We start from the raw sequence: 14,149 nt of genomic DNA, 5'->3' as shown, positions 1-14,149 counted from the left end.
TGCTCGGGTTACTAAGCGACGGTAATAATTGTGGCAAAGAAAATCCAAGCAATCCGAGGCATGAACGACTGCCTTCCAACTCAGTCTCCGCTGTGGCAGAAACTTGAAAACGCAGTAAAAAGTACCGTGAGTGCATACGGCTACAACGAAGTGCGCATGCCAATCGTTGAAGAAACAAACCTATTCAGCCGCGCGGTTGGTGAAGAGACAGACGTCGTTTCAAAAGAAATGTACACCTTTGATGATCGTAACGGAGACAGCCTAACACTTCGCCCTGAAGGTACAGCGGGCTGTGTACGTGCATGTATTCAAAATAGCCTGATCAACCGTGACGAACAACGTCTATGGTACATGGGACCAATGTTCCGCCATGAACGCCCGCAGAAAGGTCGTTACCGTCAATTCCACCAGTGTGGTGTTGAGGTGTTCGGTCTAAATGGTCCAGATGTTGATGCTGAGCTTATCATGATGACAGCACGTCTATGGCGTGAGCTGGGTATCCATGAACATGTTCGTCTTGAGCTTAACTCTATCGGTTCTCAAGAAGATCGCGCAGACTACCGCACGGCACTGGTTGCGTTCCTTGAGCAACATATCGATGTGCTAGACGAAGATTGTAAGCGTCGTATGCACACGAACCCACTGCGAGTTCTGGATACGAAGAACCCTGACGTTCAGGCTATTTTAGGCGATGCACCTCGTCTTTCTGAGTACTTAGGTGAAGAATCTAAAGCACACTTCGCAGGTCTATGTGAACTTTTAGACGCTGCAGGTATCGAATACACAGTTAACGAGCGTCTAGTTCGTGGTCTGGATTACTACAATCGTACGGTGTTTGAGTGGATCACTGAGAGCTTAGGTGCTCAAGGCACAGTATGTGGCGGTGGTCGTTACGATGGCCTTGTAGAACAATTAGGTGGCAGTGCAACACCAGCAGTTGGTTTTGCAATGGGTCTAGAGCGTCTTGTTTTGATGCTAGAAACACTAGAGCTAACAGATGTTCGTCGAAGTGTTGATGTTTACGTAGTGACAGCTGGCGAAGGCACAATGATGGTAGGCATGAAGCTAGCAGAACAGCTTCGTGAAGCTGTTCCTGGTGTTCGTGTGATGAATCACTTCGGTGGTGGTAACTTCAAGAAACAGTTTAAACGCGCAGACAAAGTCGGTGCTGTTGTAGCATTAGTGCTGGGCGAAAACGAAGTTGCGGATAATACCGTAGTACTAAAAGATTTGGTTGGTGGTGAGCAAGAGACTTACAATCAAGCAGAAGTTGCTGAGAAGATCGCAGCACTTATCTAAGTCTTTTAATAAGCTAAAGATTATATCCTAATTTGTAATAACGAGGCTCCCAAGATAGGAGCCTTTCGACGAATAGGAGCAATGGTAGCCCTTGCTGCCATTTACATGTTTTAAGAGGACAGGAAGTGGAACTTTACGATACTGAAGAACAACAAGTTGAAGCCATTAAAGACTGGTGGAAGGAAAACGGCAAAGCCGTCATCATCGGTGCGGTTGTTGGTTTAGGTGGTCTATTTGGCTGGCGTTACTATCAGGATTCTGTCGTTCAGGCGAGTGAAGCAGCTTCTCAAAGCTACACAACAGCGATGAATGCTTTGCAAACGAAAGGCGCAGATGCTCAAACAGATATTCAAGCGTTCATTGATTCAAACAAAGTGAAAGAGTACTCAGTACTTGCTGCACTTCAATTAGCAAAAGTTCAGGTTGATGCAAAAGATCTTGCCGCTGCGCTTGAGCAATTGAAATGGGCTCAAAGCAACACGAAAGATGCCGCGCTAACTCCACTTATCAGCTACCGTATTGCGCGCATTGAAGCGGAAATGGGCAACTTTGACGCAGCAAATGCTGAGCTAAGCAAAGTAACAGATGCAGCATGGACTGGTCGTATTGCAGAACTTCGTGGTGATATCGCACTTCGTCAAGGTGACAAAGAAGCGGCATACGCAGCTTACACGGAAGCTCAGCAAGCAGCAGATGCTAGCCCGACGCTACAAATGAAATTGGACGATCTGGCGAAATAAGGACCGCATTGGATGAAAAGAGTCTTTAAGAAAGCCTTGTTAGGGGCATTAACAGTGGGAATTCTTGCCGGTTGTGCTAGCGAGGAAGACACCATTGTTATGGCTCCACTGCCTCAGGTAGATAGCCAGTTCACACCAAGCAGTGAATGGAGTACATCAATTGGAGATGGCGTAGGTCATTACTTCTCTAAGCTGTCTCCTGTCATGGCCAATGACACTCTGTTTGTTGCTAGTCGTGATGGTTTAGTTAAAGCATTGGACCCAGAAAACGGCAAGCAGAAGTGGCAAGTAAATCTAGAAGAAGATGTGATTGCTCGTCTTTCTGGCGGTATTACAGCGGCTTACGAAAATCTTTATATTGGTTCTGAAAACGGTGAAGTGATCGCGCTTGACCAAGACACTGGTGACGTGATTTGGCGTATTGAAGTTGGCGGTGAAGTATTGGCGAAGCCAATCGCAGACTCAGGTTTGATCATCGTTAATACTAGCCGTGGCACTCTCATTGCGCTTGACGAAAGCACTGGTGAGCAACGTTGGGCACTGAGCACTGAAGTTCCAAACCTAACCTTGCGTGGCGATAGCACACCAACTGCAATCGGTGGTGGTGTATTCTGGGGTACAGCGAATGGACGTCTTGCGGCGGCAATCGTTGAACGAGGTCAGTTGATTTGGCAACAGCCAGTTGGAACACCAAAAGGCGCAACTGAGATTGATCGTCTGGTTGACGTAGATTCTTCTCCTATCGTTCTTGGCGGTACTCTTTTCACTGTTGGTTACAACGGTCAGTTGATTGCTATCGACTTGCGCAGCGCAAACCCAATTTGGAAACGTAACTACTCATCAGCCACAGATATTGCGACAGATGGTAGTCGTATCTTTGTGATTACAGAGAAAGATCATGTGGTCGCTGTTGATGCTCGTAGTGGTACTGAGCTTTGGGAAAACAGCAAGCTTGAGTACCGCCAGCTAACAGCACCTGTCCTTGTTGATAACTATCTTGTTGTTGGTGATACATTGGGTTACTTGCACTGGATGGATCGTTCAACGGGTGAGTTCGTCGCACAACAGTTTGTCGATGACAGTGGTTTCGCTGTAGGGCCAACCTTGTTGTCAGATGGTTACGTGATTACCACTCGCAATGGCGATGTAAAGAAACTAACCATTAACGAATAATATCGTGATATAATTCACATTCGGCTCCTGGCTGGTAACAGTTAGGGGCCGTTTTGTTGTTTGAAATTATTATTTATTAACAGTTATTCCTGACGTGGTTATAGGTAAAAAGCTGGTTTGATTTGGCATTAGGCAAGTCGTTACCTATAACTACAGAAGAAAGATTATTGTAGAGGTTGTTATGGTACCTGTTGTTGCTCTTGTGGGGCGTCCAAACGTAGGTAAATCTACGCTATTTAACCGATTGACTCGTACTCGTGATGCGTTGGTTGCGGACTTCCCTGGCCTAACGCGTGACCGTAAATATGGCCAAGCTCGCCTTGGTGAGGAACACGAATTCATCGTTATTGATACCGGTGGTATTGATGGTACGGAAGAAGGCGTAGAAACAAAGATGGCAGAACAATCGTTAGCGGCTATTGATGAAGCTGACGTAGTGCTGTTCCTTGTTGACGGTCGTGCTGGACTAACACCATCGGATGAAGCGATTGCTGCGCATCTGCGTAAAATCGAAAAGCCAGCGATGTTGGTAGTAAACAAAATCGATGGTATTGATGCTGACGCCGCATGTGCCGATTTCTGGCAACTTGGTGTTGACGATATGTACCAAATCGCTGCGGCACACGGTCGTGGTGTAACGGCATTGCTAGAGCGTGCATTAGCGCCATTTTTCGATGATCTACTGGCAAGTGAATCTGAAGAAGGTGAGATTGAAGATCTGACTGAATTCGAAGATGAAGAGTTAGCGATCGAAGATTACACCGAAGAAGACGCAGAAGCTGAGTTCAAACGTTTGCAAGACCAGCCAATCAAACTGGCAATTATTGGTCGTCCAAACGTAGGTAAATCAACGCTGACTAACCGTATTCTTGGTGAAGAACGTGTAGTGGTATATGACATGCCAGGAACCACTCGTGACTCTATCTACATTCCAATGGAACGTGATGGTCGTGAGTATGTGCTGATCGATACTGCGGGCGTACGTCGTCGTGGTCGTATCAACGAAACAGTAGAAAAATTCTCTGTTGTTAAAACGCTGAAAGCCGTAGAAGATGCAAACGTGGTTCTATTGGTTATCGACGCGCGTGAAAACATTTCTGACCAAGATCTTAGCCTACTTGGCTTCGCACTGAATGCTGGTCGTTCAATCGTACTAGCGGTAAACAAGTGGGACGGTCTGGATAACGATGTAAAAGAGAATGTGAAGAAAGAACTCGATCGCCGTTTAGGCTTCGTTGATTTTGCACGTATTCACTTTATCTCTGCATTGCACGGTACTGGCGTTGGTCACTTGTTCGAGTCGATTCAAGAAGCTTACAAGTCGGCAACGACACGTGTAGGTACATCTGTTCTTACTCGTATCATGAAGATGGCAACAGACGATCACCAACCGCCTATGGTTCGTGGCCGTCGTATTAAGCTTAAATACGCACACGCGGGTGGTTACAACCCACCAATCGTGGTTGTTCACGGTAACATGGTTCGCGATCTACCTGATTCGTACAAACGTTACTTGATGAACTACTTCCGTAAGTCTCTGGAAATCATGGGTACACCAATCCGTATTAACTTCCAGAACAGCGATAACCCGTACGAAAACCGTGGTGGCAAGCTGACTCTTTCTCAAGAGCGTAAGCGCAAACGTATGATGTCTGCAGTGAAGAACCGCAACAAGTAATCGCCTAAGATTTTATGAATACCCAAGTTTCGACTTGGGTATTTTTTTATTCGAAGCTTTCATAAGAAGTAATCAACACATGACAATCACAGCAACCAAGACGCGTTTCTGTCACCAAACTTGGCAGTTAGAGGCGCACGTACAATTTGTTCAATCTACATCAGAAGCTACCCATGTTGTTACTGATGTCACGCCTTTTCATCCAGTCAGCCATATTTGGCCAGATCATCCAGCGGATAAAGGCACACTCACTATAAAAGGCATGAAGTTTGAAGTGGTTGACTGCCAAGTTGGTGCTGTAGAACTAGCAAGCGGCGAGTTATATATTGGCCAAGCTATTCCGGTAAAACGTGATACGGAAGGGTGGGCGTTTGTTGTAGTGCATGTCTTGCCATTCACCGATACGTTTGATGCTGGTGATATTGCGTTGCTGGAAGTAGACAAAGAATACCAACTGTCTCTAAGTCGCGGTCATAGCGCAGGACACATCACATATCTTGCGCTCAATAAGGTGCTGGCGCAGAACTATTGGCGTAAAGATGCTGACCGTAAAGACCCGCATGGTAACTACGATTTCAATAGCTATGCGCAAGAAACCAGTTTTGTCACCCAAGACAAATGTCTGGATACGTATCGTTTAGGCAAAACACTCCGCAAAAGGGGTTTAAACAGTGCAGATATGCTGTCTGACCTGAAAAGTATCGAACAACAGGTGAATGTTCTGTTGGGGGATTGGTTAAAAAGAGACGCTGCGATCACTGTTGATTGCCATGGGGAACACCTCACGGACTCACGTTATTGGCAATGTGATTTAGGCGAAGGAGAAATCGCTGTCATCCCTTGTGGGGGAACGCATGCGAGTCATTTGAGTGACTTTGGTTCTATCCTAGTCACACTAGTGGAAATAGACTCACAAACTATCGAAATGCACACCGATGTAATACGCTAAATTTGGATTCTGATCTTTTTATTAAATCCTGTTATCGTGGTTTTTGGTTCGAAAGTGTAGTTTTTAGTTCTGAATAAAATTGAGGGACAGAATATGTAACTTATGCTTTCGGTATGTGGTTATATAAATATTCTTTTAAGGGGTGATCGCTGATCAAAGGGGAAATATCCGAAGATCAGTATGTGATCTTTTATAGTGTCGCGTGCGCATAATGTGAGTTAGCTACCTGTGTAATATTAATAGATTTATTATATTCCTAGCTAACAAACATAATAACAATGTGAATACGCAGTACGATGGATAAAGATAGACTGTTAGATGCTCACCGAGCAGTCAATCGTCTTTTAGGTAAGCTTGCTCTTGGGATGAGTCGCGATAAACTTAATCATGAAGTGATTGAGTTAAGTGAACATTTGTTCGGAAAGAGGCAAGCTTCAATATTACGATTACAGCCAGATACAAACACACTTCATTTAGAGTTTGCCCCGCATTTGCCTGATTTTTATAACCAAGCGATTGAAGGCGTTCCTATTGGACCTGATATTGGTTCTTGTGGGGCTGCCGCATTTTTAAAGCAAACCGTTGTAGTGAGTGATATTGATCATCATGTTAACTGGGCGGCTTTTCTTAAACTTACTCAGCAGGCTCAACTCCGGGCTTGTTGGTCTGTCCCTATTATTGCTTCCGATGGTCATGTGCTTGGTACATTCGCGGTCTACAGTACTGAGCCGTCAACACCGCACCCTTATGAAATTGAAGTACTAGAAATGCTTGCGGCTTTGTATGCGATTGCATTGGAGAAGTTTCGCCTGGAAGAGCAGCTCCACTTTCATGCAAGTCGAGATTCATTAACTCACTGCTTCAATCGTCGAGCTTTGTTGGCCGAGGTTGACCACAAAGTGAATGGTGAATGTGGGCGGAATGCCGTTGTCGGTTGCTTTTTTGTCGATATCGATGAATTTAAGTACATCAACGATCGTTTTGGTCATGAAGCGGGTGACCAAGTGCTTATTTTAGTGGCTGAGCATTTAAAGCAGGTCTTTCGTTCATGTTCAGTGATAGGGAGATATGGAGGGGATGAGTTTGTTGGCTTTAGCTGCTTTGCTGATGATCGCGCTTATCAAGAGTTTGGTATCCGTTTAGAAGCGGAGCTCAACCAAATCTGTCATTTAGAAGAATATTCAGTTAGGGCAAGTATTGGTTGGGCTTGTAGTTTAGCGAGTGAACGTGCAGTGTTAGAGCAGCTTATCCAACAAGCTGATGTGGTAATGTATCAAAACAAGCGTGCCAAACGAGCGTGATTAAGATCAAAGCACAAGATTGCCTTATGATTAAACTGTGAGTCAGTAAATAGAAGTTTTTAGGGGTAACCATGCAACCGAATATTTGCCCAACATGCGATATTGAGCTGGAGTGGACAGGTCAATACCACTGTAATCAATGTGAGTCGGATTATAAGAAAGTGGGATTTTGTCCAGATTGCGACGCTGAACTAGAAAAGCTACAAGCTTGTGGTGCGGCGAACTATTTCTGCAACAGTTGTAATGAACTCAAATCGAAATCACGTGTTCGATTTGAGTTTCAGAAAGTCAGTTAATTAACGGTTGAGCGAAGCTCACCATCAGATAAGCGGGTGACCAATACGTCGCCCGTTTTTACATCTTTCGCTTGAGTAACAACCTGACCTTGCTCAGTTTGAGTGATCGAGTAGCCACGTTTTAGCGTTGCCAGTGGGCTTACCGTATCTAGCTTCTCAGCCGCGATTGCCAGTTGATGGCGCATGGTTAGTAACTTACGGTCCATCGCATCCAGCAATTTTTGCTCAACTCGATCAAGCTTCGACTTCTGCTCAGCCAAGCGCTTTACTGGTGAGTTCAGTTGTAGGCGATGATGCTTACGCTCAACAGCTTGTTGGCGTGTAGTAATGAATCGTTGCATCGTGCGTTGTAGGCGCATCTCCAACTCATCAAGTTGTTGCGTCTGGCGTTGCAATTGATAGCTTGGGTGTTGGCGCTCTAAACGGTGTATAAGTTGAGCTGATTGCTGTTTTTGCTGCGCTAGGTAGTAACGCATTGCACTGGCTAGCTTATGTTGACGAGTCACCAAAGCTTGATCTTTGTGGCTGTTATCGCGGCTTACCAATTCAGCCGCCGCTGATGGAGTCGGCGCTCGCATGTCCGCTACAAAGTCGGCAATAGTTACGTCAACCTCATGACCAACTGCACTGATGATCGGAATTTGGCTTGCAGCAATCGTGCGAGCAAGAATTTCGTTGTTAAAGCACCAAAGGTCTTCTAACGAGCCGCCACCACGACCAACAATCAATACATCACATTCATCACGACTGTTTGCACGACCGATCGCTTGCGCAATTTGAATGGCCGCTTCTTCACCTTGCACCATGGTCGGGTAAACCACCACGGGTAGGGAAGGATCACGGCGTTTCAATACGTCTAAGATGTCGTACAGCGCTGCACCGGTTTTTGAGGTGATCACACCAACGCGTTTTGGGTGCTCAGGTAAAGGCTGCTTATTGGTTTGAGCAAACAAACCTTCTGCTGCCAATTTCATCTTAAGTGCTTCGAACTCTTGTTGCAGACGACCATCACCTTCAGGTTGCATGCTTTCAATGATCAATTGATAATCACCACGAGGCTCATACAGAGACAGACGTGCTTTAACTAATACTTGATTGCCGTTAGCAGGTTTGAAAGTGACGCGACGATTGTTACCACGGAACATGGCACATTTAACTTGAGCGCGAGAATCTTTAAGAGTGAGATACCAGTGACCAGAGACAGGAGCTGAGAAGTTGGATATCTCTCCGACAAGCCAGACGATCCCCATTTCGTTTTCAAGTAACAGGCGGACTTCCGCATTGAGTCGAGAAACAGTGAAGATGTTTTGATTGGTCTGGGAGAGCACAGCTAATTCCGTAGACGTGAGTATGGAAATTAGCGGCAATATAATACATATCAAGGGGGTAATTGCAAGAAAAAAATTAAAAAATTTGTGGTCAAGCGATTGCGTTAACCGTATAATCCCTCCGCAATATCTAATCCAAATGTAGCCAACAACCTAAAACTGGTTACCCTCATTATGCGAAACGATGAGATTGGATTGTTCTTTCTACTCCTCTAATTGTGAGATATTGCAAATGCTAAGAATTGCCAAAGAAGCGCTGACATTCGATGACGTACTACTCGTGCCAGCTCACTCCACTGTTCTCCCAAACACAGCTGATCTTCGCACTCAGCTGACTAAGAACATCACCCTAAACATCCCAATGATTTCAGCGTCTATGGACACTGTTACTGAAGCTCGTCTAGCTATCGCGCTAGCGCAAGAGGGTGGCATTGGCTTTATCCACAAAAACATGTCTATTGAGCAGCAAGCTGCTGAAGTTCGTAAAGTTAAGAAGTTCGAAGCTGGTGTCGTTTCTGACCCAGTAACGGTAAACCCTGAAGCGACAATCGCTGACGTGGTAGCTCTAACTGAAAAACACGGCTTCGCTGGTTTCCCTGTCATCACAGAGAACAACGAGCTTGTAGGCATTATCACTGGTCGTGATGTGCGCTTTGTTACTGACCTTTCTAAGAAAGTGTCGTCAGTAATGACAGCAAAAGAAAACCTTGCAGCAGTTAAAGAAGGTGCAACTCGTGAAGAAGTGCAAGAGAAGATGCACGAAGCACGCGTTGAAAAAGTACTGGTTGTGAATGATGATTTCCAACTAACCGGTATGATCACTGCGAAAGACTTCCATAAAGCAGAACGTAAACCAAACGCATGTAAAGATGAACGCGGTCGCCTACGTGTTGGCGCAGCTGTTGGTGCTGGCGCTGGTAACGAAGAGCGTGTTGCTGCTTTGGTTGAAGCTGGTGTTGACGTTCTACTTATCGACTCTTCACACGGTCACTCTGAAGGTGTACTAAACCGTATCCGCGAAACTCGTGTTGCTTACCCAGATCTAGACATCATCGGTGGTAACGTTGCGACGGGTGCTGGTGCTAAGGCTCTTATCGAAGCGGGTGTTAGCGCAGTTAAAGTTGGTATTGGCCCTGGTTCAATCTGTACAACTCGTATCGTAACGGGTGTTGGTGTTCCTCAAGTAACAGCAATCGCAGACGCAGCAGAAGTGGCGAATTCATTCGGCATTCCAGTTATCGCTGACGGCGGTATCCGTTTCTCTGGTGACATCTGTAAAGCAATCGTGGCTGGCGCATCTTGTGTGATGGTTGGTTCAATGTTCGCTGGTACAGAAGAAGCCCCTGGTGAAGTGATTCTTTACAACGGTCGTTCTTACAAGTCTTACCGTGGTATGGGTTCTCTTGGCGCGATGTCTCAAGGTTCATCTGACCGTTACTTCCAGTCTGACAATGCAGCAGACAAGCTAGTACCAGAAGGTATCGAAGGTCGTATCGCATACAAAGGTCGTCTAAAAGAAATCGTACACCAACAAATGGGTGGTCTACGTTCAAGCATGGGTCTTACTGGCTCTGCAACGATTGAAGATATGCGTACTAAAGCTGAATTTGTTCGTATCTCAGGTGCGGGCATGGCTGAATCACACGTACACGACGTTCAAATCACTAAGGAAGCTCCAAACTACCGTCGCGGTTAATTTTTACTGTTGTAAAAATAAAACCTATACACTCGACGTAAACGTTTGCTTTTTTCCTTGAAGCATTAATAAGAGGCGAGTACACTCGCCTCCGTTTTAATAACCTAGCTTATAAGACTGCTCAAAATGACTAAAAATATTCATGACCAACGTATTCTGATCTTGGACTTCGGTTCTCAGTACACTCAGCTAGTAGCGCGCCGTGTACGTGAAATCGGTGTTTACTGTGAACTGTGGAGCTGGGACGTTGAAGAAGCGGATATTCGTGAATTCAATCCAGACGGTATCATCCTATCTGGTGGTCCAGAAAGCGTAACGGAAGATAACTCTCCACGCGCTCCTCAATACGTATTTGACTCTGGTGTGCCAGTACTAGGTGTATGTTACGGCATGCAAACTATGGCTGAGCAGCTAGGTGGTAAAGTAGCGGGTTCTACTGAACGTGAATTCGGCTACGCACAAGTTAAAGTTTCTGGTGAATCTGCACTATTTAAAGATCTTGAGCTAACTCAAGACGTGTGGATGAGCCACGGTGACAAAGTAGTAGAAATTCCTGCTGACTTCGTGAAAGTCGGTGAGACAGACGCATGTCCGTACGCTGCGATGGCGAACGAAGAGAAGAAATACTACGGCGTTCAGTTCCACCCAGAAGTAACGCACACGAAAGGCGGCCTACAAATGCTAGAGAACTTCGTTCTTGGCGTATGTGGCTGTGAGCGTCTATGGACTTCTGAATCTATCATCGAAGACGCGGTTGCTCGTATTAAAGAGCAAGTGGGTGACGACGAAGTTATCCTAGGTCTATCTGGTGGTGTGGATTCATCGGTAGTAGCGATGCTGGTTCACCGTGCAATCGGTGACAAGCTAACGTGTGTATTTGTAGATAACGGTTTGCTTCGTCTAAACGAAGGTCAACAAGTTATGGATATGTTTGGCGACAAGTTCGGCCTGAACATCATCAAAGTTGACGCAGAAGAGCGTTTCCTAAATGCATTAGAAGGCAAAGCGGATCCTGAAGAGAAGCGTAAGACAATCGGTCACGTATTCGTAGACGTATTCGATGAAGAGTCTAAGAAGCTGAAAAACGCGAAATGGCTAGCTCAAGGTACGATTTACCCTGACGTTATCGAATCTGCTGCATCTAAGACTGGTAAAGCGCACGTGATCAAATCACACCACAATGTGGGTGGTCTTCCAGATGACATGGAAATGGGTCTTGTTGAGCCACTTCGTGAGCTGTTCAAAGATGAAGTTCGTAAGATCGGCCTAGAGCTTGGTCTTCCATACAACATGCTTTACCGCCACCCATTCCCAGGTCCCGGTCTAGGTGTTCGTGTTCTTGGTGAAATCAAGAAAGAGTACTGTGACTTGCTACGTCGTGCAGACGCTATCTTCATTGAAGAGTTACACGCTGCGGACCTATACAACAAAGTATCTCAAGCGTTCACGGTATTCCTACCAGTTCGTTCTGTAGGTGTAATGGGCGACGGTCGTAAGTACGATTGGGTTGTCTCTCTACGTGCGGTAGAAACTATCGACTTTATGACTGCGCATTGGGCGCACCTACCATACGACTTCCTAGGTAAGGTTTCTAACCGTATCATCAACGAAGTTGAAGGTATTTCTCGCGTGGTTTACGACATCTCTGGTAAGCCACCAGCGACAATCGAATGGGAATAATATTCCCTTCATATTTGAAGTAGCAACGTTGTTGACTTCTCCATTTCACCCTAATCACATAGTAAACCTATGCTCATAGGGCTGAAATGGCTTGTCGCCTAGTTGCAACTCCAACTATTTTGGGAATTAGCTTTCGTATTTGACGTAAAGATTAAAATAGTAAAGCCAGCCTTCGGGCTGGTTTTTTTATGCCTGAAAAGTGTGAACGCAGGTCTCAACTTTTTTATTAGAAAATATATACATGCGAGATTGTTGAATATATATTCATTTTTAGTGTTTGAATATTAAAGTTGGTATTGCTATGGAACAGGCAGAAGTTACCTCCCTCATCCCCATCATTATTACGTTAGTCCTCGCGCTAACTACAAGAAACGTTGTTGTCGGTCTTTTTGCCGGCGTTGTTAGCGGTGTGGCTATGTTAGAAGGCACATTCGTCGATAAAGGTCCGCTCGATTCGTTTAGCGCACTGATGAAAAGTTACCTGTTGCCGCAACTGACTGACAGTTACAATGCGGGCGTCATTTTGCTCTTAGTCTTTATTGGTGGCTTTGTGGCCTTGATGGAAAAATCTGGCGGTGGCGTGGCGTTCGCTAAAAAGATCACTCAGTGGGTTGCAAGTAAATGCCAAGCGCAGCTTTCTGCTTGGTTTGGTGGCGTTGTTATTTTCTTTTCAGACCTTGGTACACCGTTAATTGTTGGCCCTGTCTTTCGTCCTCTTTTTGATAAGCTGAAAGTCTCTCGCCAGAAACTTGCGTTTATTATTGATTCCACTTCATCCCCTGTGGCTATCCTGATCCCTTTCATTGGTTGGGGCGTTTACATCATGAGCCTGATTCAAAAAGAGTTTGCTGCGTTGGATGTGGGTATAAGTGATTGGGATGCCTTTATTGGCGCGATTCCTTACCAGTTTTATGCCTTTTTAGCGATCGCGATTGTGCCGATTGTCTCTTTCTTCAAACTGGATTTTGGACCAATGGCGAAAGCCGAACAGCTTGCTGAGCAGGGTTCTGATTTTGGAAAAGTGCAAGATTCATTGAATGTGTTTGAGCATAAAAATGCAAAAACAAGTTTTGTTTGGGCACCGCTGCTCGTCATGCTTGTGGTGCTTTGTTCAATCTTGGTTCCTCACGGTTTTCCATTTCAGAAAGTAGCAGGCTCAACTTTCCGTGCTGCACTGTCGTCGGCGTATTTCTTTGCTGCAATTACCCTAATTAGTTTGATGGCGTTTTATGGCGTGAGAAAGCTCTCTGATGGCATTCAGGTTTACCTAAAAGGGATGTCGAACATGATGTCCGTTGCGGTGATTCTAGTTCTCGCTTGGTCGCTGAGTTCTGTCGGTAAAGAGCTTGGCGCTGCGGCTTACATTGCAGAGCAGGCACAAGCTGGCTTCCCATACTGGTTATTACCAGCGGTGGCATTTTTACTGGCGGGTATTATCTCTTTTGCCACAGGGTCGTCATGGGGCACTTTTGCCATCATGATGCCATTGGTCATTCCAACCGCAGTCGCGATTGATGCGCCATTATTGGTGTGTATCGGTGCGGTGCTATCTGGTGGCTTATTTGGTGATCACTGTTCGCCAATTTCGGAAACCACCATCTTGTCCTCTACGGGTGCAGGTTGTGAGCAGTATGAGCACTTTAGAACTCAATTGCCTTATGCGGTACTCAACGGCGCTATCGCTCTGACAAGCTTCCTTGTTGCGGGTGTGATGGCTTCTCCTGTAATTGTGCTGGTGGCAATAGTCGCGCAGTTTGCCATTTACTTGGTGCTCTCTAAACAGCAATCTTCACCGACGCTAGAGCAAGCAACAGCAGATCAATAACAATAAATGAGAGCGGGGGATTATCCCCCGTTTTCTTTTGAGTCGAGGTAACAGTTTTTGTGATACCCACTGTGTAACAGTATTTATTTATGAAATTTGCGTCGCAGAATTAATTCACTTCACTCGGCGTTTTTTCTACATGATCCACTATGTGTCTAGTTATTCCTTGTATATTGTATTGTTA

Annotated in this window: 11 protein-coding genes; 10 read left to right on the top strand and 1 reads right to left on the bottom strand. The window is 45.5% G+C overall.

The features are described from left to right. The first annotated feature begins 30 nt into the window (after positions 1–30). From hisS to VJL_RS23675, 7 genes are all read left to right on the top strand, one after another. Positions 31–1,299 (top strand): histidine--tRNA ligase, encoded by a 1,269-nt coding sequence (hisS, locus tag VJL_RS23705; protein WP_038881776.1) that lies wholly within the window; start codon positions 31–33, stop codon positions 1,297–1,299. Between the two features lie 125 nt (positions 1,300–1,424). Beyond that, on the top strand, positions 1,425–2,039 hold the full coding sequence (locus tag VJL_RS23700) for a YfgM family protein (RefSeq protein WP_038869596.1): 615 nt from the start codon (positions 1,425–1,427) through the stop codon (positions 2,037–2,039). A 12-nt stretch (positions 2,040–2,051) separates the two neighbouring features. After that, positions 2,052–3,212, top strand: coding sequence for an outer membrane protein assembly factor BamB (bamB, locus tag VJL_RS23695; protein WP_038881775.1), 1,161 nt, complete (start codon positions 2,052–2,054; stop codon positions 3,210–3,212). A 181-nt stretch (positions 3,213–3,393) separates the two neighbouring features. Continuing rightward, entirely contained in the window at positions 3,394–4,890 is a 1,497-nt protein-coding gene (gene der / locus VJL_RS23690; RefSeq protein WP_038869600.1) for a ribosome biogenesis GTPase Der, read from the top strand. A 79-nt stretch (positions 4,891–4,969) separates the two neighbouring features. Further along, positions 4,970–5,839 (top strand): alanyl-tRNA editing protein, encoded by an 870-nt coding sequence (locus VJL_RS23685; RefSeq protein WP_038881774.1) that lies wholly within the window; start codon positions 4,970–4,972, stop codon positions 5,837–5,839. 296 nt (positions 5,840–6,135) lie between these two features. Beyond that, positions 6,136–7,140 (top strand): GGDEF domain-containing protein, encoded by a 1,005-nt coding sequence (locus VJL_RS23680; RefSeq protein ID WP_038881772.1) that lies wholly within the window; start codon positions 6,136–6,138, stop codon positions 7,138–7,140. Positions 7,141–7,211: 71 nt separating this feature from the next. Then, on the top strand, positions 7,212–7,436 hold the full coding sequence (locus VJL_RS23675) for a zinc ribbon domain-containing protein (RefSeq protein ID WP_033006191.1): 225 nt from the start codon (positions 7,212–7,214) through the stop codon (positions 7,434–7,436). Here VJL_RS23675 and xseA read toward each other — a convergent pair. Further along, positions 7,433–8,764: an exodeoxyribonuclease VII large subunit gene (gene xseA / locus VJL_RS23670; protein ID WP_038881771.1), complete on the bottom strand. Its 1,332-nt coding sequence runs from the start codon at positions 8,762–8,764 to the stop codon at positions 7,433–7,435. The two genes, VJL_RS23675 and xseA, sit on opposite strands and share 4 nt — an antisense overlap. 232 nt (positions 8,765–8,996) lie before the next feature. Between xseA and guaB the strand changes: the two genes are divergently transcribed. The 3 genes from guaB to VJL_RS23655 all read left to right on the top strand — a co-directional run bounded on the left by guaB (position 8,997) and on the right by VJL_RS23655 (position 13,965). Beyond that, complete coding sequence (gene guaB, locus VJL_RS23665) at positions 8,997–10,460, top strand: IMP dehydrogenase (protein ID WP_038881770.1); 1,464 nt, start codon at positions 8,997–8,999, stop codon at positions 10,458–10,460. 126 nt (positions 10,461–10,586) lie between these two features. Then, the gene (guaA, locus tag VJL_RS23660; RefSeq protein ID WP_038881769.1) at positions 10,587–12,140 is read left to right on the top strand and encodes a glutamine-hydrolyzing GMP synthase; all 1,554 of its coding nucleotides are present in this window, start codon (positions 10,587–10,589) and stop codon (positions 12,138–12,140) included. Positions 12,141–12,441: 301 nt separating this feature from the next. Continuing rightward, positions 12,442–13,965, top strand: coding sequence for a Na+/H+ antiporter NhaC family protein (locus tag VJL_RS23655; protein WP_038881768.1), 1,524 nt, complete (start codon positions 12,442–12,444; stop codon positions 13,963–13,965). Positions 13,966–14,149: the final 184 nt, after the last annotated feature.

This window comes from Vibrio jasicida CAIM 1864 = LMG 25398, from assembly GCF_000400365.1.
Classification (GTDB): Bacteria; Pseudomonadota; Gammaproteobacteria; order Enterobacterales; family Vibrionaceae; genus Vibrio; species Vibrio jasicida.
The sequence above is the reverse complement of the archived record's forward strand: the minus strand, read 5'-3'. Positions and strand labels throughout refer to the sequence as shown.

What these genes read in the sequence shown, in the direction of transcription:
- bamB (WP_038881775.1), top strand. Translation starts at nt 2,052, where the DNA reads ATGAAAAGAGTCTTTAAGAAAGCCTTGTTAGGGGCATTAACAGTGGGA.
- der (WP_038869600.1), top strand. Translation starts at nt 3,394, where the DNA reads ATGGTACCTGTTGTTGCTCTTGTGGGGCGTCCAAACGTAGGTAAATCT.
- VJL_RS23685 (WP_038881774.1), top strand. Translation starts at nt 4,970, where the DNA reads ATGACAATCACAGCAACCAAGACGCGTTTCTGTCACCAAACTTGGCAG.
- VJL_RS23680 (WP_038881772.1), top strand. Translation starts at nt 6,136, where the DNA reads ATGGATAAAGATAGACTGTTAGATGCTCACCGAGCAGTCAATCGTCTT.
- VJL_RS23675 (WP_033006191.1), top strand. Translation starts at nt 7,212, where the DNA reads ATGCAACCGAATATTTGCCCAACATGCGATATTGAGCTGGAGTGGACA.
- guaB (WP_038881770.1), top strand. Translation starts at nt 8,997, where the DNA reads ATGCTAAGAATTGCCAAAGAAGCGCTGACATTCGATGACGTACTACTC.
- guaA (WP_038881769.1), top strand. Translation starts at nt 10,587, where the DNA reads ATGACTAAAAATATTCATGACCAACGTATTCTGATCTTGGACTTCGGT.
- VJL_RS23655 (WP_038881768.1), top strand. Translation starts at nt 12,442, where the DNA reads ATGGAACAGGCAGAAGTTACCTCCCTCATCCCCATCATTATTACGTTA.